Source organism: Wolbachia endosymbiont (group B) of Philonthus cognatus (genome assembly GCF_947179345.1).
In the GTDB taxonomy this organism is placed as follows: domain Bacteria; phylum Pseudomonadota; class Alphaproteobacteria; order Rickettsiales; family Anaplasmataceae; genus Wolbachia.
In genome coordinates, this window is record NZ_CAMXBG010000001.1 from 129,559 (window position 1) to 153,913 (window position 24,355).

17 protein-coding genes and 1 tRNA gene are annotated in these 24,355 nt (G+C 34.7%); 6 read left to right on the forward strand and 12 right to left on the reverse strand.

Annotation, left to right across the window (positions count from 1 at the left end; genetic code table 11):
• The first annotated feature begins 9 nt into the window (after positions 1 to 9).
• Together ONG78_RS00565 and ONG78_RS00570 are read left to right on the forward strand one after the other, a co-directional pair.
• Positions 10 to 2,364 (forward strand): VirB4 family type IV secretion/conjugal transfer ATPase, encoded by a 2,355-nt coding sequence (locus ONG78_RS00565; protein WP_264377435.1) that lies wholly within the window; start codon positions 10 to 12, stop codon positions 2,362 to 2,364.
• Positions 2,345 to 5,209 carry a hypothetical protein gene (locus tag ONG78_RS00570; RefSeq protein ID WP_264377436.1) on the forward strand — a complete coding sequence of 955 codons (2,865 nt, stop codon included), beginning with the start codon at positions 2,345 to 2,347 and terminating at the stop codon, positions 5,207 to 5,209. The genes ONG78_RS00565 and ONG78_RS00570 overlap by 20 nt, the downstream gene beginning before the upstream one ends.
• 254 nt (positions 5,210 to 5,463) lie before the next feature.
• On the opposite strand, the gene ONG78_RS00575 is transcribed toward ONG78_RS00570, so the two are convergent.
• From ONG78_RS00575 to ONG78_RS00610, 8 genes are all read right to left on the reverse strand, one after another.
• On the reverse strand, positions 5,464 to 6,537 hold the full coding sequence (locus ONG78_RS00575) for an ankyrin repeat domain-containing protein (RefSeq protein WP_007302061.1): 1,074 nt from the start codon (positions 6,535 to 6,537) through the stop codon (positions 5,464 to 5,466).
• A 90-nt stretch (positions 6,538 to 6,627) separates the two neighbouring features.
• Complete coding sequence (locus ONG78_RS00580; RefSeq protein WP_213863966.1) at positions 6,628 to 7,407, reverse strand: SDR family oxidoreductase; 780 nt, start codon at positions 7,405 to 7,407, stop codon at positions 6,628 to 6,630.
• A gap of 5 nt (positions 7,408 to 7,412) precedes the next feature.
• On the reverse strand, positions 7,413 to 8,057 hold the full coding sequence (locus tag ONG78_RS00585) for an alpha/beta hydrolase (protein ID WP_213863965.1): 645 nt from the start codon (positions 8,055 to 8,057) through the stop codon (positions 7,413 to 7,415).
• A gap of 97 nt (positions 8,058 to 8,154) precedes the next feature.
• The gene (locus tag ONG78_RS00590; RefSeq protein WP_213863964.1) at positions 8,155 to 8,520 is read right to left on the reverse strand and encodes a hypothetical protein; all 366 of its coding nucleotides are present in this window, start codon (positions 8,518 to 8,520) and stop codon (positions 8,155 to 8,157) included.
• A 94-nt stretch (positions 8,521 to 8,614) separates the two neighbouring features.
• The gene (locus ONG78_RS00595; RefSeq protein ID WP_264377437.1) at positions 8,615 to 10,411 is read right to left on the reverse strand and encodes an aminopeptidase P family protein; all 1,797 of its coding nucleotides are present in this window, start codon (positions 10,409 to 10,411) and stop codon (positions 8,615 to 8,617) included.
• Positions 10,412 to 10,419: 8 nt separating this feature from the next.
• Entirely contained in the window at positions 10,420 to 12,468 is a 2,049-nt protein-coding gene (gene mnmG / locus ONG78_RS00600) for a tRNA uridine-5-carboxymethylaminomethyl(34) synthesis enzyme MnmG (RefSeq protein WP_264377438.1), read from the reverse strand.
• A gap of 89 nt (positions 12,469 to 12,557) precedes the next feature.
• Positions 12,558 to 13,118 (reverse strand): hypothetical protein, encoded by a 561-nt coding sequence (locus ONG78_RS00605; protein WP_264375043.1) that lies wholly within the window; start codon positions 13,116 to 13,118, stop codon positions 12,558 to 12,560.
• Positions 13,119 to 13,278: 160 nt separating this feature from the next.
• Positions 13,279 to 13,354, reverse strand: a tRNA-His gene (locus ONG78_RS00610).
• A gap of 144 nt (positions 13,355 to 13,498) precedes the next feature.
• Here ONG78_RS00610 and murJ point away from each other — a divergent pair.
• Positions 13,499 to 14,995, forward strand: coding sequence for a murein biosynthesis integral membrane protein MurJ (gene murJ / locus ONG78_RS00615; protein ID WP_026092648.1), 1,497 nt, complete (start codon positions 13,499 to 13,501; stop codon positions 14,993 to 14,995).
• A 396-nt stretch (positions 14,996 to 15,391) separates the two neighbouring features.
• The gene (locus tag ONG78_RS00620; protein WP_264377439.1) at positions 15,392 to 17,872 is read left to right on the forward strand and encodes an AsmA-like C-terminal region-containing protein; all 2,481 of its coding nucleotides are present in this window, start codon (positions 15,392 to 15,394) and stop codon (positions 17,870 to 17,872) included.
• A 69-nt stretch (positions 17,873 to 17,941) separates the two neighbouring features.
• Here ONG78_RS00620 and ONG78_RS00625 read toward each other — a convergent pair whose 3' ends face one another.
• The 3 genes from ONG78_RS00625 to ONG78_RS00635 form a co-directional block, all read right to left on the reverse strand.
• A complete protein-coding gene (locus tag ONG78_RS00625) occupies positions 17,942 to 18,373 on the reverse strand; it encodes an ankyrin repeat domain-containing protein (RefSeq protein ID WP_264375046.1) in 432 nt (143 codons plus the stop codon).
• A 129-nt stretch (positions 18,374 to 18,502) separates the two neighbouring features.
• Positions 18,503 to 19,495 carry an ankyrin repeat domain-containing protein gene (locus ONG78_RS00630; protein ID WP_264375047.1) on the reverse strand — a complete coding sequence of 331 codons (993 nt, stop codon included), beginning with the start codon at positions 19,493 to 19,495 and terminating at the stop codon, positions 18,503 to 18,505.
• 52 nt (positions 19,496 to 19,547) lie between these two features.
• Positions 19,548 to 20,723 carry a phage portal protein gene (locus tag ONG78_RS00635; RefSeq protein ID WP_264375048.1) on the reverse strand — a complete coding sequence of 392 codons (1,176 nt, stop codon included), beginning with the start codon at positions 20,721 to 20,723 and terminating at the stop codon, positions 19,548 to 19,550.
• Positions 20,724 to 20,991: 268 nt separating this feature from the next.
• Here ONG78_RS00635 and lipB point away from each other — a divergent pair, with 268 nt between their 5' ends.
• Positions 20,992 to 21,639 (forward strand): lipoyl(octanoyl) transferase LipB, encoded by a 648-nt coding sequence (lipB, locus tag ONG78_RS00640; protein WP_264375049.1) that lies wholly within the window; start codon positions 20,992 to 20,994, stop codon positions 21,637 to 21,639.
• The gene (locus tag ONG78_RS00645) at positions 21,639 to 22,607 is read left to right on the forward strand and encodes an LD-carboxypeptidase (RefSeq protein ID WP_264377440.1); all 969 of its coding nucleotides are present in this window, start codon (positions 21,639 to 21,641) and stop codon (positions 22,605 to 22,607) included. The genes lipB and ONG78_RS00645 overlap by 1 nt, the downstream gene beginning before the upstream one ends.
• 199 nt (positions 22,608 to 22,806) lie before the next feature.
• On the opposite strand, the gene ONG78_RS00650 is transcribed toward ONG78_RS00645, so the two are convergent.
• Positions 22,807 to 24,213 (reverse strand): ankyrin repeat domain-containing protein, encoded by a 1,407-nt coding sequence (locus ONG78_RS00650; RefSeq protein ID WP_264377441.1) that lies wholly within the window; start codon positions 24,211 to 24,213, stop codon positions 22,807 to 22,809.
• Between the last annotated feature and the right edge of the window lie 142 nt (positions 24,214 to 24,355).

Below are 24,355 nucleotides of genomic sequence, written 5' to 3' on the forward strand. Positions count from 1 at the left end.
TGATATTGTATGCAACCAAAAGTACCAGCCACTAGCTCTAATTCTGAAAAAAAGAACAATTTAGCGTTACTAGAAAGTATTAATTTAGATTTTATCCCTTATGCTTGCCACTACGATGAAGAAACTATACTAACAAAACAGGGGGAATTATTAAAAATAATCAAATTAGAAGACTATTCTTCAGTTGATAACTATGGTGATCTTAGAACTGAAATTAGAAAAAGTATATCAAAAAATATCAAGAGTTTATATTTTACCGTTTGGATTCACACTGTCCGTAAGCGCAATAAACTGAGCTTACAGTGGAATAAAACTGCAGACTTTTCCGATCAGCTACACTCAACGTGGTTTAATAAACTAGTTGATAGTAAACTACAGTATATAAATGAATTGTACATTGTGGTGTTACTTAGTGATTTTGGCAAAAATATTAATAATGCATTTTTTTTTGGCGGGATAAAGAATAGGCACAAGTTATTTTTACAAAAAAATCATCAAGAATTACAAAAAATAACTGACCTGATTCAAAAAGATTTAGAACCTTTTGGAGCTAAAAAACTGGGCCTTAGGTCTAGTGAAGGTAAAATATATTCTCAAATGATGGAATTTCTCCATTACATTATTACATTAACGCACAAAGATTATCCAATATGTGAAAGGGACCTATCGCAGCATGTGAAAAACCTAAAAGTAGCTTTCGGTTTCAATAAATTTCAAACATCGTTTGAAGGTCAACAGAAGTTTGGTTCTATTTTTTGCATAAAGGAATATCGAGAAATCCCCTTAGAAAATATAGATAGGTGTTTGCAACTTGACTCTGAGCTTATCATCACAGAAATAATAATATTTACTAGTAATAATAAAGCAGTAAAAGAATTTAAAAAACAAATTAATATACTGCAAATCAGTGAGGACAATACCTTACTTCAAAACTCAGGAATAAATGAAATAATAGAGCTTGAAAAAATTTCTGCTATGGATTTTTGTCAACAGAAAATTATTGTTACAATCTTTGCAGATGATAAGAATAGGTTAGCTAAAAATATCAGCGATTTATCCTCTGTAATGTCGTTAATCGGGTTGATGATGTTTAGAACTGATCTGCACATGGAAAATCATTTTTGGGCACAGCTTCCTGGAAACTTTGCTTTTGTTACACAACCAAAAAATATATTAGAAAAATATGCTTGCAGCTTTGCTATGTTGCATGATTTTACATCAGGTACGTTAAAAGGAGGAAGATGGAAAGAAGCAGTAACAGTTTTTTTTTCAAAAAAAGGCAGTCCTTACTTTTTTAACTTTCATGGAAAGAAAAATAATGGTCATACCACAATACTTGGAGCTCCAAATTCAGGTAGAACCTCACTGATCAATTTCTTACTTTCGGAATCAAGAAAATTTAACCCTAGGATTGTTATACTGGATAATACTGGAAAATCAATAATATTTACTAAAGCAGTAAGCGGCCAATATTACATAATTGATCCAAAATATAAAGATAAAAGTCTAAAATTTAACCCACTGAACATTGAAGATAGTGCTTCTAATCGCAATATGCTTGTTGAATTGATCAAAAGGATGGTTGCAGATGCAAGTTTGGTAGACGTAGAAGAAAAGACAAAAAAAATTGTAGATTCTATATTTGCTATACCAAGAGAATCGCGCTCTATTTCTCAAATTTCTGAAGTGCTTTTACTTCTTGGAGGCAAAATAAGTAAATGGTGTGGTGAAGGTGAATTTGCTTACTTATTCCAAGATGGTGATGAGTCAGATATTGACTGGGGAACAAAAACTATATCCCTCAATACTGCAAATCTCACTAAGCAAAAAGAATGTATGTCCGTGATACTTTACTATTTCTTATACTCTTTCGAAGCAAAATGTGATGGCTCACCTGCAATACTTGTTTTGGATGAAGCATGGGAGGTAAGTAATATTTTTCCTACAGAGGGAGAGTTTGACGATTGGATGCAAAGAATGACAAAACTCAATGTTGTGGTGATTCTAAGTACTGAAAACTTAAACCTAGCATTTGCTAGCAAGTTTACTCAATATTTAGATAAGCATGTCGATACGAGGATCCTGATGCCGAACATAAATGCAAACAGGTTATACATGAAAGCATTTTCTCTGTCGAAAGAGGAACTGAATGTCATTTTGCAAACACCAACACAGGAAGGTTTATTTTTGATAAAGCAATACAAAGGTTTAGTAACTTTAAATCTAGATTTGAAGAATATGAAAGAAATACATGTACTTTCAGCTAATAAAGAGACTATAAAGTATATGTATGAAGCAATAAAGGAAAAAGGCGAAAAAGTGAGTAAGTGGTTACCGGCGTTCTATGAAAAATGTAAAGCTTAATTTTTTATTGATATTCTCCTTGATATTTTGTCTTTCTTATCAAGGATATGCTGATTGTCCAACATTTGTAAAAAGTAATACTGAAATTGAAGCTACAGGAAGTAAAGCAGGAAAAGGTATTGCGAATTTTTTTAAAGGCAAGTGGAGCGATTTAGATTTTGACGAAAAATTATTGCAATTTATTAAAGTTACAGCAGTAAATAATCAGGGACCAGAAGGTTACTTCGATCCAAAGATTAAGGTCTGCGATTACGAAGGGAACGACAACTGTTATATATTATCCAGTGGAACATTCTGCCGCCAGATATATGGAACGCAGAGTACAGGAGCTGGAGTTTCTGCAGCAGCTTTTATAGATTGGGAAGGAGATAAAACAAAAGCTGGAGGAGAAATTGCCCAAGGTCTTGGATGGGAATGGGCAGATGGTGTTACTGATGAAGAAAAAGTAAAATTTGCTAATGCCCCTAAAATATGCGCTTGTAGTCAAAAGGGGGCTTGTATGTCAGGAATTTCTTCATGGGGCTCTAGAGTATTTTCTGGGGAAAATATTTTTCGTCCTGGAGAGATGGAAAAAGCTTGTGATACATGCTATCAAACAAAAGTAAAGTGTGCCCCTGTGCAACTTGCACCTGGCCCACCTCCATTTTGTGAACAACTTGCGATGTCACCACCACAAGTTAGAATTGTTCCTATAACAAATGAAGAAAATGATTATTTCCATCCAAGAGTTGGAGTCATTATTGGTGAGCTGAAAGAAAGAAGAGAGCTACCTTTTCCACGCGTTATTTCAAGTAATAAAAACATTCAAAGTGCTACATACTCTATTCCAGATAAAGATACCCACCATCACTTTAAAACTTATAGAAAAAAAGGTCAGCTCTGCACTGAATATTATGGTACTGAGAGAGAAGAGTCCAAAAGAAAATTACAATTTCCTGCTCGCTGCTTCCCAGCGCCACCTGCTCCAAAGATTGAAGAAGTGAGCATACCAAAGCCTAATGAGGGTAAAGGCGAAAATACGCTAAAAGTAAAAATGAAGATGAGTGAGAACGTTTGTACTTATGACGCACGTGGAACTCACAGTAATGGCATCTGTACTTTTTATGTTAATAAAAATTCTCCTACATATGTTGGCCATCTACCTTTAAAAGTAGTAAAGCCAGCAATAGTGGCAAAAACAACTGATAGCAGTAACAGTAAAAGCGACATCGATAGCGTAATAGAAGGTATATTAAAAAATAATTCGCAATTTGAAGTTCTAGAAAAATATGGATATGTTCCCGATATTGAAACAGAATGTAAAGAGCTTCAGAATGGTAAGTGCAAACTAGATGGCTCAGGATATCCAAAAGTAGAAATAAAATATAAAGAAAATTCTAAAAGTAAAATGCTCTGCCTTTCTGGGTGGCAACCAGAACCAGAGGAGTTTGTTCTTAAAAAAGAAAGTAAGCTAATATCGCTAAAATCAATGGGGGCAAGATACAATAAATACAATACTGTTTATTCAAAGGAGTCTGATCAGCTTTATTATTTTCCCTGTAACGAAACAATTGAGGTTTTAGCAAAGCCACAAGATGCACTGAATGAAATAATATTTAATAAAAAAGGATATATTTCCATTCCTGCTGAAAATAAGTCTAGAGATAACTGCATGGCAAAAGAGGATAAAGAGGTAGATACAAAACAAAATTGTGACAAATGCAAAATAGTATATGAGTTAACAGATGGAAAGTATGAAGAAAAAAACTGTAATCACGGTGATGATGGTTGCCTCTGCTTTGATGGAGTATGTAGTCGCTCAACACAGTATGTAGATAAGAATGATAAACTATTTTACTTAAGATATGAAGAAGTGGATTGCAAGGATAAGGATGGTAAAACAGTAAAAAACGAGAAAGGTGAAATACAAAAGTGCACACAATTAAAAAATCAACCGATTAAAGCAAATAGAACAGAAGTCTTTTATGCTGATAAATTGTGTAGGTTCGATTTAGAGGGTTTAAAAAAGAGATTACGTGAAATAATAATAGCACAATTGAAACATAAGAAGAAGATTATTGAAGACAGGGATCAAAAACTTTATGAGCTTGGAGATGGCTATACAGATGATCTGTCAATGTATGATTACGTTGAAATAGAAGCATGGGGAGGTGGTGAAGCTGGTCATATAGCTGATAAAGCTCAGTCTACTGTAAGTAGACTAGGAATGCCAGGTGATTACATTAAAGCTAAACTGAGAGTCAACCCTAGTTATCCATATATTAAAGTAAAAGTGACAGAAGGAGGTGGTGGACAAGAAGATGATGAATCTAACAAGGATGGGGGACCAACTTTAATAAAAATGTGCAGAGACTCTTCAGAAACAATTTGTAAAGATTTAATTACTGTTGCAGGCGGAGGTACATACAGAACCTATGGGGGAAGGGATCACAAAGATACAATAATTCATGAACAAAGTTTAAAATTAAAAGAAGAAATTAAGAAAGGGGACAAGCTAAACTCTAGTAAAGATAATAAAATAGCATATATAGAAAATGGTGAGATTGGGTATAAAGATGTAACAAAATGTAGTAAAAACTACGTGAATAAAACATATGGTGCTGGTGGTTGTATCAACGAAAGCAGCAAAAGTTATAGCAAGGGCGCTCCTGGTTACGCAAACATTAAACCTATATTTGAGGAAATTAATGAAAAAAGAGTAAAAAAAATAGATGATGCTATTGAAAAAATGATACAAAATCCAGATGATATCACAGGTATTGATGATTCCTTAATAAATAAACTTGATCAAAAGATTATTGATACAATTAAAGAAGAAATTAGAAAAGAATTGTTAGGATTATAGTCAAAGGACCCTGATGGTTGCAAATGGGGTAAAGTTGAATTTACATCACTGAGAGTATCTGTTCAGATGCATGTCAAACCAGTGTTTCTTTTCTTGTATCTCAGTTCCCATAATGTCATCCCAGTGCGTGACACCCATTTCTTTCTAGTGCTTCCTTCCTTGTCATCACAGCTTCCATAATGTCATTCCAGTGCTTGACACTGGAATCCATGTAAATTTAACTGGGCGCCAATGTCACAAACTAGTTTTCTCATCTATCTTATTTTGCTACTCTGCTGAACAGATACGTCAATTTCATCTACTGATGAGCTAGGTCTGCTGTCCTTTATATGTTGTACCAAAAGCTCCATAATTTTTTTTTGCTCATAAAATTGCTGAAATGAATATATTCCATTCGAGCCAACTAACACGAAGAATCCTCCTTGTACATTTGGAGGATTATCATGCCAGCTAATTTTTCTTACGTATTCAGCAGCTTGTAAGGAAGTATCTCCTGAAAGGTTTTTAATATTAGGATCAGCACCTTTTTCTAGCAGTAATCTTGCCATTTTTTCATTACCTTTCATAGCTGCTATATGTAGAGGTGTATTGCCAAGCTGATTGCCAATATTGACATCCACCCCTTCTACACTAAGTAATAATTGAGCTACCTCGTCATGGCCATTATCAATAGCTACACACAAAGGATTCATACTGGTATCACAGCCATTGACTTTAGCACCATTATCAAGAAGCAACTTAACTACTGCTGCATGCCCATTCTGAGCAGCTAGATACAAGGGTGTGACATTATTTTTTTTATCTACTATGTTAACATCAGCATTTTTTGTGCTAATTAATAGTTCAACTATTTCAGTATGTCCGTTCTGAGAGGCTAAGTACAGAGCTGTTATACCAAATTCATTGTCTTTAGCATCAATCTCAATTTCTTGAGTATTAAGTAACACCTTTACAACTTCTACAAGTCCATTTTGAGCAGCAATATGTAAAGGTGTCTTACCATCAGTACAGTCTTTTATATTGGGATCAGCTCCCGCTTTAATTAACTCCTCTACTATAGCTTTGCTTTTAGCTACAACAGCAAAGTGTAAAACTGTACTGCCTTTAGTAGTTCTTGCATGAATATTAGCTTCTTTACTGATTAGTAACTTTACTACGTCTAAATGTCCTGAATAAACAGCAAAATGCAAGGCTGTAAATCCTTTTTTATCCTTGATATTGATATCAGTTTTTACATTAAGTAATAACCTAACTTCATTTATGTTACCATTATAAGCGGCTTGATGTAATAGAATATTTTCAACCGGGAGCGATTGAGTGCTGAACATATTTACCTCTATATAATAGTATGCCTAGTGGTATTACATCAAAACAAGGAACATTCAAGAAAAATTTTTGCATCTGGCAATCTATTTTCTCTATTCTGATATATACAAACTCTTTAAACCCACCTTGTAATCAGGATAAACTAGAGAGACACCAAGATCTTTTTTAATTTTAGTATTGCTTACTTTTTTTGACCCTAAATAAAAACCCCGTGCGTAATTTGGTACGGAAGAAATCTCAACTGGCTCTGGAGGGCTAATATTGAGAAGCTCGGCTGCATACGTGACCACTTCAGATTGCGTAGCAGGTAAATCATCTGCACAATTGTATATCTCATAAGGCTTTATATTTTGCATGGAAGAAAATAAAATATTCGATATATCTTCAACATGAACACGAGAAAAAATTTTTTTCACATTTCTTGCTTTGCCAAGCTGCAGGTCAATTAGCGCATTTCTACCAGGACCATATATCCCAGCCAAACGAAAAATATGTACAGGCAATTTGCTACTTAGCCACTTCTTTTCAGACTCAAGGCGCTTTTCTCCTCTAATTTCTATAGGCTTTGTTTCAGATTCCTCATTCACCCAATTACCACAGTGGTCACCATAAACATTAGTTGCAGACAGATAACCAAGCCATTTAATATTCTCCAGACAATGACCGTATCTCTCCATAACATCATCGCCGTCTGGAGGAATAGAAACTAAAACATGCGTTACGCTTTTAAGCAGATCTTGATCAACCTTTTCATAATCAAAAAGTTGTATATCTTTATTTCTTGATGTACCGTTAACTTTCCAGCCTAAATTTAGCAATTTTTTCGATAGAAATTTGGCTACATATCCGTAACCAAAGCAAAACAAGTGCATGGAAATTAATTTCCAAAATTCTTCTTGATAAACTCAACCCCTAACCTTATTCCTTCTTCATTAATAATATGGCCTAATCCATGAATTGGGTATCCTTGAGCGTTTACTCCATTTTCTTTCAGAGCTTTAACCGCTAAATCAAGGGACGAAAAAGGTACCACATCATCAGCGTCACCATGAATAATACATATGTTGGGTTTTGATTTTATCTGCGGTGCAGTTTTTGAAGGCGAAAGAAATCTACCAGAATACGCAACAACTGACGCACAAGACTGAAGCCGGGTAAGAGCCACATGTATTGCAAGCATTGCCCCTTGAGAAAATCCAACTAAAGAAAGCTGAGTATCTTTTAAATTAAGCTCCTTTAATTTTGTATCAATAAAATGATTTACAATTGATGCAGCATTTTTCACCCCATTATATAGTGCTTCTTCACTACGATCCTCTAAACTAAACCACTGATAACCATCACCTATTTCCCTCTCAAACGGAGCATTCGGTACCACAAAACATGAATCAGGCAAAAACTTGCTCATAACTTTAGCAAGATGCACGAAATTATCGCCACTTGAGCCCCAACCATGAAAAAAAATAATCAAATTTTTCTTATTTCCATTTGGACAAATTTCTTGGCTTTTAAGTTCAATCATCTCTTCATCCCTTTATGTTTATATTTAACTTTATGGTAATACTAAATTTGAGGAACAAGACCTCACTACTGCTATAGCTCTTTGATATGAATAAATACTACTTAGCTTCAATTTTCTCTATCAATTTCTTGACCAAGCCTCTCAATCTTCTGCTGGAATCATCAAGCTCTTGAATTTGTGAAGCATCTTTTCCCATGAGCTCTTTGTGATTACTCTTTATGTAATCATACATTTCCTTCATCTGAGCAATCATCTTGTTGATATCCATACCACCCATATCAGGTATCATGCTAGGCATATTTCCTTCTAGCATACCACCAGCCATAAGTTGCTGAGACATTTGCATGAATGGCTTTAAGGTCTGTTGAAGCAAATTAGGGTCGCTTGCCAATTTTTCTATTTGCTCTTTGCAAGTATCCATGTACTGCTTCATAAATTCATCATCTTGCACTTTATCTGTCATAATTACACCTATTTGAAACTAATATTATATATTGTTTTTAATTAAAAACAATACAAGAACAACTATATTAATACTTGATTAAATGACAAATTAACTATTTTAAAGGTTCACATACTCTCTTTAACCATTCCTTATCTTTTATGCCATTTTCTATATTTTTATAAACAAATTGGTGATAGCTATTTATCCATTTAACTTCATCTTCAGTAAGCATTTGTATATCTATTAGCTTTTTATCATAAGGAACAGAGGTCAATTGTTTAAAGCTTAAAAAGACGTTTTCTCGCCTTTCAATATACATCAGATTCTCAATTCTTATTCCATACTTTCCTGGAATATAATAACCAGGCTCGTTAGAAAGTATCATGCCTGGAATGAGTTCCACTTTATTTCCTCTTGATATTGCTTGCGGTCCTTCGTGTACCGAAAGGTAACTTCCTACTCCATGTCCTGTACCGTGCATGTAATCCATTCCAAATTTCCATAAATGTATACGCGCTAATATGTCCAATTCTCCACCAGTAGTGCCAGAAGGAAAGACCGCACTTGCTATCGCAATGTGAGCTTTTAATACTATTGTGTAGTGAGCTCGTTGCTCATTGGTTGGACTACCAATTGCTATAGTTCTTGTAACATCGGTTGTGCCATCAAGGTACTGACCACCAGAGTCAATTAAATACAGCCCATCTTCTTGAATGACTTTATTTGTCTTATTGCTTGCACGGTAATGAATGATTGCTCCATTCTCGTTGAATGCTGAAATTGTTGGAAAACTCGGTTGCTTAAACAAATTCTGCTCTTTTCTGTATTCTAAAACTTTTTCTTCAGCTTCAAGCTCAGTAATTTCACTGTCAATATTGTTTTCAAGCCAATATAGAAAATTTATAACTGCTACTCCATCTTTGATGTGCGCACTTATAGCTCCAGTTATTTCAGTTTGATTTTTTACTGCTTTGTGAATCAAACAAGGATCCTCCTTCTCAATTATCTGCTTATTTTCTATTAGACCTCTTTCATTACTTATTGTCATCCCAGTGCTTGACACTGGGATCCATGCTTTTTTATTTCTGGTCAAGCACTGGAATGACACCGAAGCTGATTTTTCATTTAAATAATGGTTATACAAGGGATCTATTGCATTCATAATGCTCATTGGAGTCGTGCTTGGATCTATCACCACCAAATTTAACTTATGTAGTGAATTTTCTAGCTCACTAATATCAAAAACATTTATATGGTTATCAAAATTTGCTTCTATAGTTGAATGTTCTTTATCTTGAATAAATAAATCAACATTGGCATTTTTATACAATATAGCACGACCCAATATACAAGGAGTATATTCAGCACTTTCATTTCTTAAATTTAATAACCACGAAATTGAATTTGGATCAGTCAGAAGCACTGCTTCAGCCTCTATGTTTTTAGCTACTCTTTCACATTTATCCTTACCACTCTCACCAGATACATGTGAGACTATTGTTTGTGCTTTATGACTACTATCTTTTTTAATTAAGTATGGTACTAGTTTACAAATGCCTTCATATTTTCTTATGTCCTTCATAGTAAAATATTGCGGATAGTAACCCAGTGAGGTAGTCAATGTTAAGTTTGCTTTTACCCATTTGTGTGGATCCTCTTCTTGTATATTATATACTCGAAAACTGCCCTGATCGAGCTGACTGCGAGCTTGTGTGATATAGCGTCCATCTGTAAAAAATGGGCACTTATTACTCTTTGTAACGATAAGTAGCCCATTTGTTCCCGTGAAGCCACATAACTCTGCTAACTCTTTTGAATATTCATTTAAATACTCGTCTTTAGTATTCAAAATAAATGCATCAACATTTATTTCGTGCATAAAAGAGCGAAATTCTTCGATTTTTGACATGGAATACCTTACGCAGAATTAGCAGCTATTTTCGTTTTCTTATTCCTAAGGTACACTAATATGCTAACTATCGCTGCTGGAGTGATACCTTGTATTTGCTTCGCAATACCAATTGTTGCTGGCTTTATTGACTGCAACTTTTCTATCACTTCAGTTGACAAGCCTTTAATCTGTGAGTAGTTGAAATTAGTTGGAATTTGAGTATTAACTTCCTCTTGTAGAAACTTCATATCTGCTTCTTGTCTTACTAAATAAGGCTTGTATTTTGCTTCAATTGCAACTGCTTCATATATTTCATTCTTGGCTATGCTATCAGTTATAGTGTTATTCCAGCACATGACGCTGGAATCTACATTTTTTTCAGTGTCAACTGCATCCATTCTATCATCATTCAAGTACTGGAGCCCAGTGTCAGCTACTTGGATGACAGGAAGAGGTGCTTTGGTGTTATGCAAGTAGCTGACACTGGAATCCATGTTTAACTCTGGCCATATTTCTCGTAATTTATTCCAGTCAATATTTGGATAACCGAGCAAATTTAATGCTGTTTTTCTTATTCCATCATAAGATATTTTAATGCCATAGGACCTGAGCTGCTCAGGAGTAATTGTTAGGCTCTCTAATTTCTCCTCAAGTTGCTTAATGGATTTAAGTTTACCCTGCAAAACAGAGTATCTCCCATGCGACACAAGAGAGATGTCATAACCTTTTTGTGTCAATCTTCTATCTGCATTATCTGACCTGATTGCCAGTCTATATTCTGCACGCGAGGTGAATAATCTGTAAGGCTCAGCAATTCCCTTAGTGACCAAGTCGTCTATCATTACACCGATATATGAGTCTGTACGATGAAGAACAAAACTTTTTTGAGATAAAGAGAATGCTGCATTGATTCCGGCAATAATTCCCTGCCCGGCTGCTTCTTCATATCCAGTGGTACCATTAATTTGACCAGCAAAATATAGTCCTTTAACTTTCTTAGTTTCGAGAGTATGAAATAGCTCTCGTGGATCGATATAATCGTATTCAACTGCATATCCAGGTCTTAATATTTCTGCATTTTCAAGCCCTTTTATACTCTTTATCATTTCATACTGCACTTCGATGGGCAATGAATTTGAAATTCCATTCGGATATATAGTGTTATCATTAATCCCTTCTGGTTCTAGAAATATTTGGTGATTATTTTTTTCTGCAAATTTTTTAACTTTAGTTTCAATTGATGGGCAGTATCTTGGTGCAATAACGTTATCTAAATATGAAGAAGCTGATCTGTGAAGATTCTCTCGAATTACTTTGTGTGTATGTTCATTAGTATGAGTAATAAAACATGAAACCTGAGGCTGGTTAATTTTCTCTGTAAGATAAGAAAATGGTGTAGGTGGATTGTCACCCACTTGTTCTTGTAATACCGACCAGTTTATAGTGCCACGATCAAGCCTCGGTGGAGTTCCGGTACGTAATCTGCCCAGTTTAAAATCATACTTCTTTAGCGTATTTGCAAGCTCTATTGCAGGTTTATCTCCCATTCTTCCAGAAGGAGTTGTTTGCTCTCCTATATGAATCACACCACGTAAAAAAGTCCCTGTAGTCAAAACAACTCTGCTTGTCAGTATACGTTCACCTGAGTCTGTTATTACAGCTTTTATATAAGATTCTCCATTGCTATCACTTTCGATAAGAAAATCGTCAACTGACTCTTCTTTTACTGTCAAGTTGTTATAATTTAGAATAATTTCCTGTATTGCTTTTTTGTATAATTTTCGGTCTGCCTGTGCACGTGGGCCCCATACCGCTGCGCCTCTGCTGCCATTTAAAACGACCGAGTGTATGCTTGCTCGGTCGATAGCTCTCCCCATTATTCCATCAAGGGCGTCTACTTCTCTAACTACAACACCCTTTGCAACTCCTCCAATTGCTGGATTACAAGACATCTCTCCTATAGTTGAAATTTTGTGAGTTATAAGTAGTGTGTTTGCACCAAGGCGAGCTGCAGCTGTAGCTGCTTCACACCCGGCATGACCGCCACCTACTACCACTACATCGTACTTATGCATCTTCTTGAGTAATTCCTACTCTATAATATTCCAACTATCAGTGATTGATGTCAAATTTTACAGATTACAACATTGCACACTAACTTAGCTCAAACTGCCGTCTCTCTCGCAGAAAAAACTTTTTCAACTTTGGGAAAGATGATACTTTTATTAACTTCTTCTTCCGGAAAGGTAATACATTCATCTACTTCTTCTTCCTGAGATATTTTGACATATGTAGAATCTGTAATCGAAATTGCACTTACTGCAGATTTAATTGCTGTTTCATCTACACAATGCACTATAGCTACAGTTGCAAAGAACCCTAAAATCGGTGATATCAGCCCTATCATTCCACTTATTAATGTAAATCCTATTTTTGGATTAGGAAAAATAGCAGCTATGCTTCCAGCAAGTGTAACTCCAATTGCAGCGCTTGTAGATATCATCAAACTCAAAAAATTTGCTACTTTTCCATGATCCTCCCCAACAGGATCTCTTTTGCAAAACTTATATAGCAAACATCCTACGTGAAAAACCGCAATCAATGCTGGAGCTATACAACCAGCAATTCCACCTATGGCTAAAGGTGATGAAGTGTCAAAACTTAACCAACAAGCTAATACTCCTAGTGCTGACACTATACTATAAGCTAACAAACAAATATACATACAATCCCTCTCACTAATTAATATCACTAATTAATAGGCATCATTTTTACTCTAAATCGCAAACTTCCCCTCCGCCATCTAAATACTAGAGCAACAAGGAATGCTAACGGCCGTGAAAAAATATCTAATGTTTATATTTATGTAAAGTGGAAAATTTTAGTGGGGCGAGCGACCAGGATTGAACTGGCGACATTCAGTACCACAAACTGACGCTCTACCAACTGAGCTACGCCCGCCAAGGTATAAAATTTCTAACACACAAGCATAAATAGTCAATTAATTATTTAAGCTACCTACTTTTGCATAGAGTTTTAAGTTTAGCGAATAAACATTTTCATTTATGCTTTTAGCATTATAGTTAATCGTATTGAAATCGTGATATGTTTAAAAGTATTTTCACATTTAGTTTTTTTACAGCTATTTCAAGAATTTTAGGGCTAATAAGAGATGTATTGATTGCTACGGTTATTGGTGCAACTTCTCTTGCAGATATATTCTTTTCCTCGTTTCGCTTTGCTAATTTATTTCGATCGTTTTTTGCAGAGGGAGCATTTACTACCTCATTCATACCATTATACTCTGCAGAGTCATATGATAATAAAAAGGCATTTAATTTCGCAAGTAGTGTAATATCCATTACGTTTATTATTCTAGTAATTTTTTGCCTTATCACACAAACCTTCTTCCCTTACATGATCAAAATCTTCACTCCTGGATTTGACCAAAATAAATTTACCTTTACTGTAACTTTGTCGAAAATTATGATGCCCTACATAATCTTCGTGTCAATCGCATCACTTATTGGTGGAATGTTGCAAGTAAAACAGCATTTTGCTTCAACAGCTATTTCACCAATCATTTTGAACCTCTGTTTAATCATCAGTTTGTTTTTACCTTACATTGAAACACCGGCTCATAACCTTTCTATAGCCGTCCTGATTGGAGGGATTTTGCAGCTACTTTTAATAATATTTAGTGCATACAAATTAAAGGCTTTCTTTTCTTTTAGTTTAGAATTAAGTAACGAAGTAAAATTATTTTTTAAACGTGTGATACCTGCAATTATCAACAATTGTGTAATACAAATAAGTGTATGGATTGACACAATCATGGCGAGTTTTATACCAAATGCAGTTTCTTATATATATTATGCCGATAGACTAAATCAACTACCGCAAGGAGTAATTGGCACTGCAATTGGTACAGTACTTCTTCCTCTGATTTCAAAACGAATAAATGATACTGAGAATATAGTCAAAATACAGAACAAGGCCCTTAATATAGGGTTAATATTAATTATGCCAATAACTGCTGCTTTTATCATTATTCCTGACATAATTTTACTTACGCTTTTTTCTTACGGCCGATTTGATTATTATGCAGTGCAGCAAACTGTTCCTACATTAGTAGCATTTTCTCTTTCTTTACCCGCATTTATTATAAATAAAGTATTGCTACCCACATTCTTTGCTAGGGGAAAGCTAAAAATACCAACTATGTTCTCATTAACGTGCCTTGGAATTAATGTAATACTAAATCTCATATTAATGAACAAATACCAACATATAGGAATTGCTATTGCTACTTCCATTTCCACTTGGATAAATTCTATTTTATTGATTAATTATTTAACAATAAATAAGATGTATAAGATTAGCCAAGCATTATTACTAAATATTGTAAAAATTCTCACTGCAACATTGGTTATGTCAATAGTTCTTTATCTCTCTAATTACTTATCAGCAGGGTTGTTTTTCGATAGAGGGCTAGCTCGTATTGTTTATTTAGTAACTTTAATAGCTTTGAGTGTTATTATTTATTCTAGCACTCTTTACCTAATTTTTAGAGGAAATTTGAATAATTTGAAATATGTATAAATTACACCCTTTGTATTGCTATATGTCATTTCAGCTACTATTCCAATATCCACTCCTTTCATCCCATAACCTATTCCTGTCATCCCAGCACCTATTCCTGTCATCCCAGTGCTTGACACTGGGATCCAGAAATTTTGTTGATTATATAATCTGGAAAACCTTATTTAAGTCACACTGGATCACAGTGTCACACACACAACTGTATGAGTGTTGTGGTTTGAGAGCAATTTCCACTGGGAACCCAGTGCTCATCAGACCAGCTTCTCATGTAAAAATGCTGTGTTTTAACATAAGAATAGCTACTTTTTTGCTAATTAACTTAATGTCTAATCAAATTTCCTGGATCCCAGACTGGGATGACAAGAAGAGAAGGGATGCTGGAATGAGAGGTCTATTATGAAACTTTCTTTATACGCCATATCATCAATCTTGTTTCTATTAATTCTCATGCACGTTGCTGCAACTTTTAAGGATTGGAGTGGCTACAGAGAATATATCGTAAAAGAGCTAGAGAAGACGTATGATGCTAAAGTACATGTTGGAGGAAAAATTGAAGTTTCGCTCATTACTCCAAAACTTACTATTCACAATGTATATGTACAATATAACAAAAACAAGGAACAAAAATTATCAGATTTAATTAGTGCAAAAAAAATTGAAATAAGGCCATCGTTGTTTTCATTTTCATTGCAACCAAAGTCAATCTCATTTTTGGGCATGAAAAGCAACAAAGAAAATTTACTTAATATTATAAATACGAAAGCCAATGATAATATAGTTGATATATTAATAAAGGACAGCCAAATAAGTTTTAACGCCGATACTATTAACATCAAGGAAGTTGCTATAAAAAAAAATAAGCAGTTTTTTGGTGAAGTACAGATTGGTGACAACAATTACGATTTTTCTGGAAAGGTTAATGTCACAAAAAATAATGTACACATTAGTGTTGATTCAAATTTTGCAAATTTGCTATTTAAAGGTAATAGAAATCAACAGGGTAATTTAACACTGACAATCAATAACAGTTCCGGTTCTGTGAGCAATTTAGCAAAAATCATTAATCTTAGCTTCCTTTCTTATGTGATTCCCAGCGAAAATATTGAGATATCATCCAATATCAATCTCAATGAAAGCGAGTTTACGGCAACTGATTTAAAAATTGAGTCCAAAAGCATGCAAGGCACTGGTATAATACAAAATGATAGAAAAAGTGATCATACTAATATCAATATTAGTTTTAGTAAAGTCGACCTAAAAAACGGCTCACACAAAACAACAGATATGAAGGGTCTTTTAGAATCTTTTAGAGAGGTTGTGCCAAAGAACCTGAGCTTGGATTTTAATATGGAAGCTTCAAATATTCAATATCAAAACAGGATATTGGACAAATTTCATGCTACGCTAAAATTTGCTAATGGCGAAATAAACGTTGATACTCTTCTTCAATTTCCTGGAACCAATAATATATCTCGCTTATCAGGAAGAGTTTCAAACAATGGCAACTTGTCTGAATTTAATGGTGATATATTGATAAAGGGTGAGTCGTTCATTTCACATATTTTACCTTCTATCAAGATGCAAGAAAGAGAGAAAAGTCAATTTACAGCAAGTTCTAAACTATATTTAGCACCTAGAATATTATCTCTTTCAGATATCAGATTGCTAAATAACAAAGAATCTTGGCAAGGATCAATTAAGGTAAATCACACAAAAAAACACAATATGATCGATAGTAAATTTAGCATACATAACATTAATATAGATAAATATGATTATTCATTATTCAGCAAAGTGCAATGGCTGAAAAATCTTAAATATGATGTAAATATAAGAACTAGTGTTAAAGATTCTATATTCAATGGTACAAAAATTGAAGATTTGGATTTTTCATTAAAAATACAAGAGAACAAGCTAGTTGCAGATAAAATAAAGTTATTCGGAGAAAATTTCGACATTACCGGTAGTGTAAAAATATTAGTGGATCAAAAATACACTAAGCCTTTATTAGACGTAAACCTTACAGGTAATAAATTTAATGGAAATATCTTTAAATTACCAAAACTATTAGAGGTAGAAAGAAACTCAAGAAATGAAATAAATCAAATTCAATGGTCAACAAAGCAGCTTAATTTTTTAGATGAGAAAGGAGATTTTGATGCAAACGTGCAAATCAAAACTACAGAATTTAAAATTGGGCAAAACGTCTTAAAAGATTTTAACTTGGATACAGTGATAAGAAACAACACTATCACTATCAAACAGATAAGTTACATACTAGAACATGGACAAATGTTTTTTCAGGGTTATCTAAAAGCAGGCTCAATTCACACAAAATTTTCTATTGCAAATTTGGACACCAAGGAAGTTATAGGAGTTAATAACATAAATGGCAAGATAAGCTTAAGTGGTGAAATCAAAACTCAAGGGACAAGCTTTGATGATTGGGCTAGTAACTTATCAGGAAATGTAAACTTTCAAGCACAGAAAATAGAGTTTACAAATGTGGATTTTAATTCATTCATCACTAAGTTGTTAAGTAGTAAGAATAAACCTGAAATTTCCAAGCTTGCTTACGTTGATATATATAATGGCAGTACGCTTTTTGAAAATATTAATGGAAAAGTAAGTATTAACAGTGGTGTATGTTCAACTAGTTCACAGTTTAGTATCGATCAAGCATCAGGTTCTATCTCTTCTAATTTAATCTTATCTAATTTCTCCTTAACTTCTATATTCAGACTCTTTTTCATACTACCAAATCACAATAGTCCTCTTTATATCGAGGCACACTTAGATGGCCCCATTTGGTGCCCTAAGATGAGTTTTGATGTAGACCAAATTTACAACACCTTAGTTAGCAAGAAAAATAGTTAACTCATTTAGATGTAGGATTTAAGGGACCATCTATCTTTAAGTTAGACCTTAGTAAAAGATGTTCTACTCTCACCAATGATAAAACTGATTGATTGTTTGTACATTCTCAATGCTTGCGTCGCTGCAGCTTGTGCTTGGACTTTCTGTATCTCCAAGCAATAACTGTGTTATCTCCCTGTAGCCTTCACAAACAGACAAATGCAAAGGAGTAAAACCAGAATTGTCCACTGCATTAACATTTGCTCCGTTTTTAAGCAATAATTTCATTTCCTCTAAGCGGTTTCCGCAAGCAGCATAATGTAAGGGAGTAGCGCCATTATGATCTACTGCATTAACACTCGCTCCGTTTTTAAGCAATAATTTCATTTCCTCTAAGCGGTTTCCGCAAGCAGCATAATGTAAGGGAGTAGCACCCTTATGATCTGCTGCATTAACATTCGCTTTGCATGTCGATAACAATTCTATATGAGGAAGAGTAAAATTTTCTTGTTCTTGATACATAAAATACCCTCTATTTATTACAGCTTAGTATAAATATCTACACTATATAAATATCAATTCAACTTATCACCACCGGGTAACGGTAAAAGTTTCTCCTTTTATAATGAGCATAGGCCTGTGTACATTACTCTAATTATGAGCTTGAGCAGCTGCTTGAAGTTGTTCAGCACTTGGATTATCCAAATTCTGACTTGGAAATGCCTCTATAATGTTCTTTAACTCTTTATCTGTTAAGTGATAAGTTACTTCGTCAAAAACTTGATGTAACACCCACAAATTAGAATTCTCTATAGCTGCTTTACTTTTATCTAATAAATCCCTTCTGTCCGATGCCTTATCAAATTGGCTTACTATTGTATCAGCGTGTTCAGGAAATTCTGATATATATTCCAATTCGTCAGAACATCTTATTTCATCATATTCTCTATCAGACAAATAACCTGCTAATTTATTCTCATCAGTCTCTCGCAGGAACTGATATAATGATATAGTGCTGTTACTAAGCTTGACGTTCATCATCTCATTCTGATAATCATCCCAGAATTCGGACAATTCACTATTTTTGACAATACACTCTGGTTTCGTTGTGATACCACTATGTACCACAGCATATGCAATTATAGTTCTTACTACCATCGGTTTATCGCAATACCCTATTTGGTAATCATCACTAGCTACAATAGATAAAGGGGTCCTTCCTTTCTTGTCTACTGCATTAACATTTGCTCCTCTATCAAGCAACAACCTTACTAATTCCTCCCGATTATACTTAAGTGCAAAATGTAAAGGAGTCATATCCAGATTATCTACTGCATTAACATTTGCTCCTCTATCAAGCAGCAATTCTGCTACCTCCATCTTGCCACTTTTAACTGCAGTATGTAAAGGAGTCCACTTTCGCCTTTCTACTGCATTAACATTTGCTCCTCTATCAAGCAGCAATTCTGCTACTTCCTTATGACCATACCTAACTGCAATATGTAAAGGAGTCTCCTTTTGCACAGTTGTTACTGCATTAATATTTGCTCCAGCTTCTATCAACTCCGTAATCTGCTGTATATTCTCTCCTTTAGAAGAATTCATTAATAGTTCATCCAATTCTCTTTGTTCCCTTTCATTCATAATTTACCCCAGAATTTCATTGTAGTTAATTTAATATGCAAAAAAAATAATATCAACCCAATTTATCACCACCGGGTAACGGTTGCAAGCCAAAAGCCTCTCTTTTTTCATTGAGCGTCATGAAGCTTGCATTTTCCACGTATTTCCACATCTTTTGTCTTTTTTCCATTAGAATTTCTATTGCATCTTTGTCGTATGACAAACATAAATCCTTACCAAATTTTGGCACTAGCCAAGAATTCAGGTGACAGATAATATTTTCTAGCGTTGGTAAAATCGTCTGTTCCCAAAGGGAAAGACGTGCTTCAACTAAATTACTGTAAGTGTTATCACCTGGTATGCCAAGCAACTGAGGCGGAACGCCAAAAGCTAGCGCAATATCACGAGCTGAGCTATGTTTTGACTCAATAAAATCCATATCCCTCGGTGATAAGCTCATTTCCTTCCACTCTAGGCCCCCTTCAAGCAATATAGGTCTTCCAGCATTGACAGGACCTGAGTAATGATCATTTATCTGTGCTTTTAAGCGTTGATATTGCTCTTGACTTAAGTTTCCACCACTTCCATCCTTTTCTGATTTTACAACTATTGCACCACTTGGTCTTGCTCCATTTTGCAGCATTGCCTGATTCCAAGCACCAGCCTGATTATGCTGATCTATACTATATGCAGCTGCCTCAATTGGTGAAAGTCCATACCAATCATTCAAAGGGTTAAAGGTTTTAAGATGCAGTACTGTTGAACGCCCAGTCAATTTATCAACTTTAAAGTCATAACTGTTGTTATTTACGGTATAACGATAGGCATAAGGAACGTTACTTCTCCCTGGAATAATTTCAACTCTATCAGGGCGCAGAAGATAAAGCTCTGTTGGTTTGTTCTGCGGCTCAATCATCAATATATAAGAATTGCCGTTAACTAATCGATAAGTCACAATCCCCTCAATAAATTCCGATTTTGATGTCATTGGATTAGGAGAATAAAGTAACTTCAGTAATGGATGCGCTTTTAGTTGTGATTTTCCCTGGTCAGTAATCTGACAGAGAGTAAAAGGTACCGCAGATGCAGCACTTGCGATCATATTAATTGCTCGAAAGGCAATGACATTTTTTATGTAGCCTTCCTCAGCAAAACTTGCATAATCGCGCCTACTCCAACTTGGTTCCATCATTAGTTGCAAAGCAGAGTATTCACTGCTTTTCTTTCTTTGAAAAATGTTAAAATTCATATGTGCCTCCTGAAAATTTTGTTAAAAATTTGAAATTGTAGTTGAATTATATCAATTAGTGTTACAAGAATGATGTCATCTGAGTAGCTGACACTAGTTCGTTTGCGATAGTGCCATTCAAGTAGCCCATATTTGTCATCCAAGTAGCTTGACACTAGGATCCATCTTTTTATACAATTTAGTCAAATACGTTCCTTTTAGCGTAAAACAGCTATGCTTACCAGTTCAGTGTGCTATCTACAATCAAATTTCTGGATTCCAGACTGGAATGACATTGATAGACCTAAAGAAATTGAATATGACGGAATGGCTAATATCTAACCAACTTATTGATTATAACAATGCTGTAGAATTCATGGAAGCAAAAATTCAACAAATTTACAATAATTTATCTGACGAGCTAGTATGGCTGCTCCAGCACCCTCCACTTTATACTGCAGGAATCAGTGCAACAGATGATGACATTATTGAAAAATTATTTCCTATATATAAAACAGGTAGGGGTGGTAAATATACATATCACGGACCAGGGCAGCGCATTATATATTTAATGCTAAATCTTAAAAAAAGAAACAAATGTGACATAAAACTATATATCAGAGACCTAAGTAATTGGATCATAAATGTTTTAAAACACTTTAATATACTTGGGGAATTTAAGGAAGATAGAATAGGCATTTGGGTGAACAACAACGGAGTAGAAGAAAAAATAGCAGCTTTTGGCATTCGCTTGAGAAAATGGGTAACTTATCATGGCATAGCACTTAATGTCTCTCCAAACCTTTCCCACTATAAGGGTATTATTCCTTGTGGACTAAAAGATTACGGCGTTACATCAATGGAAAAACTAGGAGTAAAAGTTTCTCTTTGCGAATTAGATGATATATTAAAGCAAGAGTTTCATAAGATATTTTAATGTATTCCTTTATTCTTTATTTTCTATGCCTTTTACTCACTAATCCTGCACACACAATCAATCAAGTTGATATTATTGCTCCTTCTTCGAAAGGAAAAGAATCAGATCTGCCTACTATAAGAGAATACGTAAAAACTTTGGGTTTTAATCCTCACATTTCGGAGAAAATATACAGTAATGACAACCCATTTTATTCTAACTCTGATGAGTTTAGAGCGAATGATTTGGTTAATGCGCTCACTGATGATAGCAAAATAATTTGGTGTATCAGAGGAGGAGAAGGGGCTTCTCGGCTAATTCCCTATCTAGAAAAGTTACCCAATGATAAAAAAGAAAGAATTGCTCAAAATAAAAAAATTCTTATAGGCTATAGTGATATCACTGCTTTACATATTTATCTGCAAGTTAAATACGACTGGCAAACCCTCCACGGCACCATGTTGGAAATGATAGTAAATAACTCTGTTGCTGAAAGCTCTGTTGAAAAATTAAAAGAATTAATTCTTAACCAACGCAACTCTATCAGATTTGACAACTTAAAGATGATAAATAATGGAGTTAGACTAAAAAATGGCAGATTAGAGTCTAAAATCATCGGTGGTAATATGACTTTGGTTGAAAACAGTATAGGAACTGCTTGGCAAATAAACGCAAAAAACAAAATTCTATTTTTAGAAGACATAAGAGTTTATCCATATTCAATTGAGCGCAGTCTAGATCACCTAAAACAAGCTCATATTTTTGATGGAGTACATGCAGTAATATTCGGTGACTTTGTTAACTGTTATAATGATAATCTTGTTGAAATTGTAAAAGAAAGGTTTGCAAAGAGTGTTAACTTTCCTGTATTTACAATGAAAGGGGTAGGCCATGGACATATAAATGACCCTTTACCTTTCAACACTCACGCTACCATTAGCGTTCAAGACGAGAAGGAGTTTATGGATGTGCAACAGTTATACAAGTAGCTTTATCTCACACTCCTTTCATTCAAGCACCTTCGTTGTCATCCTAGTATCCCCCCTTGTCATCCCAGTGCCTAGACACTGGAATCCAGATCAAGTACGGCTATTATCCAAATAACCCTTCGTTGTTATTCAAGCAGCCCCTTCGTTGTCATCCCAATGCCCAGACACTGGGATCCAGGAACCTGCGTCACGCGCTCTACTATGAAGGAATGCTAGTAACTCCCTGCTGTCCATTTATTAAGGCGGCAGATGATTTCTCTGCTCCATCAACTTTAGTACTAGGCTTTAGTAATTCATATGTAGCACAACCAACTACCAGTGCTGCTGCTGTAACTGCAACCACTGCTATAACGATAGGTATCAACTCAGCTGTAATTATTCCAGTTGTAAAAAGTGCCACTGCTATAGCAGTGCCTAATAATGTATTCACTCCACCAGCAATCATTGCCTTATTACGTGCTTTCACAAAAGAACGTCCTCCTGCGTCTAATAGAGCTTTTACTACGTCTTGATTCTTAGCATAATCTAAAGGAGTCTTTCCATATTTATCTACTGCATTAACATCTGCTCCTGCTTTGATTAAAGCATTTACTATATCTACGTGACCATTCTTAGCAGCATGATGTAAAGGAGTCTTTCCATATTTATCTACTGCATTAACATTTGTTCCTTCTTGTAATAAAATCCCTACTATACCGACGCGACCATTCTTATCATCATTATGTAAAAGAAGAGGTTCGTCTACATCAAAATCTGCTCCTATTCTTAATAAAGCCTTTATTATCTTTGTGTGATCATCAAAAGCAGCATAAAGAAGAGGTTCGTCTACATCAAAATCTGCTCCTATTCTTAATAAAGACTTTGTTATATTTGTGTGATCATCAAAAGCAGCATAGTGCAAAGCAGTGCGATTCGAACTATCTTTCGCATCAACATCTGCTTTTTTTGAGATTAAAAACTCTACTATCTCTTTGCGACCACACAAAGCAGCATAGTGCAAAGCAGTGCGATTCGAACTATCTTTCGCATCAACATCTGCTTTTTTTGAGATTAAAAACTCTACTATCTCTTTGCGACCACACAAAGCAGCATAGTGCAAAGCAGTGCGCCCAAAAACATCTTTCGCATCAACATCTGCTCCTTTTGAGGTTAAAAACTCTACTATCTCTTTGCAACCACACAAAGCAGCATTGTGCAAAACAGTGCACCCAAAAATACCTTTCGCATTAACATCTGCTCCTTTTGAGATTAAAAACTCTACTATCTCTTTGCGACCAAACAAAGCAGCATGGCACAAAGCAGTGCAACTAAAACTATCTTTCTCATTAATATCTGCTCCTACTCCGAGTAAAACCTCTACTGTCTTTGTGTAACCATTCCGAGCAGCTATTATTAATAATGGAAGCTTTGAGTACTCTATCCCTGAAATATTTAAGCTAAATCCATGATTTACATCAAATTCATCTTTCTCCCACTCTTTATATAGACCTTGATCCTGTTTCTCTAGTTTGGTTTTTAATTCCTTAATTATATTATCTTTATTTAAGCCTTCCTTAAACTCAATCGTACTTAGTACTTTTTTCAGTAATTCATATTCTCCTGTCATGATTTTACCTTCAATATTAAACGATATGTTTAATTATTACATGATTATGATAAAAAGTCAATTAAAACAAGCTAATAACCGGGATTGTGAATAGTAAATTAGATTCAAATAGCCTCTTTGGTGTTATTTCAGTGTTAGACCT

Coding starts and splice junctions, on each gene's coding strand:
- ONG78_RS00590 (WP_213863964.1), bottom strand. CDS start 8,520: ATGACAGATAAAGTGCAAGATGATGAATTTATGAAGCAGTACATGGAT.
- ONG78_RS00575 (WP_007302061.1), bottom strand. CDS start 6,537: ATGTTCAGCACTCAATCGCTCCCGGTTGAAAATATTCTATTACATCAA.
- murJ (WP_026092648.1), top strand. CDS start 13,499: ATGTTTAAAAGTATTTTCACATTTAGTTTTTTTACAGCTATTTCAAGA.
- ONG78_RS00585 (WP_213863965.1), bottom strand. CDS start 8,057: ATGATTGAACTTAAAAGCCAAGAAATTTGTCCAAATGGAAATAAGAAA.
- ONG78_RS00645 (WP_264377440.1), top strand. CDS start 21,639: ATGTATTCCTTTATTCTTTATTTTCTATGCCTTTTACTCACTAATCCT.
- ONG78_RS00595 (WP_264377437.1), bottom strand. CDS start 10,411: ATGTCAAAAATCGAAGAATTTCGCTCTTTTATGCACGAAATAAATGTT.
- ONG78_RS00620 (WP_264377439.1), top strand. CDS start 15,392: ATGAAACTTTCTTTATACGCCATATCATCAATCTTGTTTCTATTAATT.
- ONG78_RS00565 (WP_264377435.1), top strand. CDS start 10: ATGCAACCAAAAGTACCAGCCACTAGCTCTAATTCTGAAAAAAAGAAC.
- ONG78_RS00630 (WP_264375047.1), bottom strand. CDS start 19,495: ATGAATGAAAGGGAACAAAGAGAATTGGATGAACTATTAATGAATTCT.
- ONG78_RS00650 (WP_264377441.1), bottom strand. CDS start 24,213: ATGACAGGAGAATATGAATTACTGAAAAAAGTACTAAGTACGATTGAG.
- ONG78_RS00625 (WP_264375046.1), bottom strand. CDS start 18,373: ATGTATCAAGAACAAGAAAATTTTACTCTTCCTCATATAGAATTGTTA.
- ONG78_RS00605 (WP_264375043.1), bottom strand. CDS start 13,118: ATGTATATTTGTTTGTTAGCTTATAGTATAGTGTCAGCACTAGGAGTA.
- mnmG (WP_264377438.1), bottom strand. CDS start 12,468: ATGCATAAGTACGATGTAGTGGTAGTAGGTGGCGGTCATGCCGGGTGT.
- ONG78_RS00570 (WP_264377436.1), top strand. CDS start 2,345: ATGAAAAATGTAAAGCTTAATTTTTTATTGATATTCTCCTTGATATTT.
- ONG78_RS00635 (WP_264375048.1), bottom strand. CDS start 20,723: ATGAATTTTAACATTTTTCAAAGAAAGAAAAGCAGTGAATACTCTGCT.
- ONG78_RS00580 (WP_213863966.1), bottom strand. CDS start 7,407: ATGCACTTGTTTTGCTTTGGTTACGGATATGTAGCCAAATTTCTATCG.
- lipB (WP_264375049.1), top strand. CDS start 20,992: ATGACATTGATAGACCTAAAGAAATTGAATATGACGGAATGGCTAATA.